Origin of the sequence: Stenotrophomonas pictorum JCM 9942 (genome assembly GCF_001310775.1) — a bacterium.
Lineage (GTDB): Bacteria > Pseudomonadota > Gammaproteobacteria > Xanthomonadales > Xanthomonadaceae > Stenotrophomonas > Stenotrophomonas pictorum.
Genome location: NZ_BAZI01000339.1, coordinates 1 through 2,842, shown reverse-complemented (window position 1 = coordinate 2,842; position 2,842 = coordinate 1). Strand labels below are relative to the sequence as shown.

Sequence of the window (2,842 nt, the reverse complement as noted above, 5' to 3'; positions counted from 1 at the left end):
CAGCAGCGTCAAGTTGGCGTAGGCCAGCACCAGCCACTTGCTGCCGGCCTCGGCGAATTCCACCTGCACCCGCGCATGCGCGCCGCTGCCTTCATAGTCGGTGACCATGCCTTCGCCGAACTTGGGGTGGGTGACCAGCGCACCGAGCCTGATCGGCGGCAGCTCGATGCTGGCGTGGCCGCCCATCACCCGGTTGGCGCCCAGCGAGGCCGGTCGCGACACCTGCACCTTGGGGCGAACCTCGTTGAGCAGCTCGCGCGGGATCTCGCGCAGGAAGCGTGATGGCAGGCTGTAGTTGTCCTGGCCATGGATGCGACGCGACTCGGCATAGCCGAGCACCAGTTGCTGCCGTGCGCGGGTGATACCCACATAGGCCAGACGCCGCTCCTCCTCCAGCCGCCCGCTCTCTTCCAGCGACCGCGCGCTCGGGAACAGGCCTTCCTCCATGCCGGCCAGGAACACCAGCGGGAATTCCAGGCCCTTGGCCGAGTGCAGTGTCATCAGCTGCACGCCCTCCTCGCCCGCCTGGGCCTGGCCTTCGCCCGCCTCCAGAGAGGCATAGGACAGGAACGCGACCAGCTCGCTCATGTCCTCGGCGCCTTCTTCGATATCGTCTTCGCGGCGCACGAAACGCGAGGCCACCGAGACCAGTTCGTCCAGGTTGTCGATACGCGATTCCGAATCCAGCGCATTGCGACTTTCCTTGCCCCAATGCTCGCGCAAGGCCGAGCGTGCCAGCACGTGATCGATCCGCTCGGCCAGATCCATCTCACCGGATTCGGCAGCAAGCTGGCCGATCAGGGTGATGAAACCGGCCAGCGCATTCCTGGCGCGCGAGGTCAGGTCGGTGCCCTGGGTAGCCAGCATCGACGCTTCCCACAGCGACAGCGCCTGCTGCCGCGCGATGCGCCGCACCTCATCCAGCGTGCGCTCGCCAATGCCGCGCGTCGGCGTGTTCACCGCGCGCTCGAACGCGGCGTCATCGTTGCGGTTGGTCATCAGCCGCAGGTAGGCGAGTGCATCCTTGATTTCGGCACGTTCGAAAAAGCGCATGCCGCCGTACACGCGGTACGGCACCTGCTCGCTGAGCAGGGCTTCTTCAAACGCGCGCGACTGCGCGTTGCTGCGGTAGAGCACGGCGACATCGCCATAGCTGCCACCATCGCGCACCCACTGGCGGGCGCGCTCGACCAGATAGCGCGCCTCGTCCATCTCGTTGTAGGCGGCGAACAGGTCGATCGGATCGCCATCACCGCTGTCGGTCCACAACTGCTTGCCGATCCGGTCCGGGTTGTGTGCGATCACCGCGTTGGCGGCGTTGAGGATGTTGGCGCTGGAACGGTAGTTCTGTTCCAGGCGGATGGTCTGCGCGCCGGGGAAATCCTTCAGGAAGCGCTGCACATTCTCGACCTTGGCGCCACGCCAGCCGTAGATGGCCTGGTCATCATCACCGACCACGAACACGTTGCCACTGTCACCGGCCAGCACCCGCACGAAGGCGTACTGGATGGCGTTGGTGTCCTGGAACTCGTCGACCAGGATCTCGCGAAAGCGCGCGCGATAATGCGCCAGCAGTGCCGGGTTGTCGCGCAGCAATTCATGCGCGCGCAGCAACAGCTCGGCGAAATCGACCAGCCCGGCGCGGTCGCAGCGTTCCTGGTAAGCGGCGTAGGCCTGACGCATGGCCTCGCCCCAGTGGTCATGCGTCTCGGGCTGGATGTGCGCCGGACGCCGGCCCTCATCCTTCTGCGCGTTGATCCACCACATCACCTGCTTGGGCGGGTACTTGCCGTCGTCCAGCTCCAGCTGCTGCACCACACGCTTGACCAGCCGCAGCTGATCGTCCGAATCCATCACCTGGAAGGCTTCGGGCAACCGGGCATCGGCCCAGTGCAGGCGCAGCAGACGATGGGCCAGACCGTGGAAGGTGCCGACCCACATGCCGCGGCTGCCCTGGGCCAGCTGCGCGTCGATGCGATGACGCATCTCGCCGGCCGCCTTGTTGGTGAAAGTCACCGCGAAGATGCCATGGGTCGGCACGCCGATGACTTCGTTGAGCCAGGCGATACGGTGGGTAAGTACGCGGGTCTTGCCGGAACCGGCGCCAGCGAGGATCAGGTGATGACCGGGAGGCGCGGAAACGGCCTCGCGCTGGGCTGCATTCAGCCCGTCGAGCAGGTGGGAAACATCCATGGACGTATTTTACGGGAAGCGCCCGGTCCCCGCCGCATGGCGGCTAGGGCTGCAGCTGCTGCAACAGGGTCGTGGCCGCGTGTGCGGCCTGCCCGCGCAGTTCGGGGATGGCCAGGCTTTCCCACAACCGGCCGATGCGCAGGCTGCCCAGCACCTGCAGGCGTGTCTCGATAGTGCCGTGGGCATCGATCAGGCTGCCATCGGGCGCGCTGTCGATACCGATCCCGTGCGGTCCCGGACGCGCTACGCCACTGCCGAGCAGCTGCTGCAGCAAGGTGTTGCGCATGGCCTGCGCCCGCATCTCCACACCGGTGGCGTTGACCACACAGTGCACATCCAGCTGCAGCGGCCGACGACGGATGTCGTGGGCCAGCAGTTGCACGCAGGCCCCTTCGCTCACTACCGCCTGCAAGCGGCCGCGATGCACCTGCAGGCGTCCCTGCTCGGCCAGTGTCAGCAGCTGCGCGTGCACCGGTGCGGCAACGCGGTGCCGGTGCACGTCCCAGTAACGCACCACGTGGCGCAGAAAGCGCCGCTGGTCATCGAACGACAGCGACTGCCACAGCGCCTGGCCCAGCGGGCGGATGCGCTCCATTACGCTCTGCCACGGAATGCCGCGCGCACTCGCCTCGGCCGCATGCCGGCGCAG

At 66.8% G+C, this 2,842-nt stretch carries 2 protein-coding genes; both read right to left on the bottom strand.

Translation table 11 applies throughout. The features are described 5' to 3' along the window. The coding region (uvrD, locus tag JCM9942_RS13360) for a DNA helicase II (protein WP_054660275.1) at positions 1 to 2,193 on the bottom strand (2,193 nt) is incomplete at its 3' end. Positions 2,194 to 2,236: 43 nt separating this feature from the next. Then, positions 2,237 to 2,842, bottom strand: a 606-nt coding sequence (locus JCM9942_RS13355) for an FAD/NAD(P)-binding protein (RefSeq protein WP_425478355.1), incomplete at its 5' end; no start/stop codon positions are given.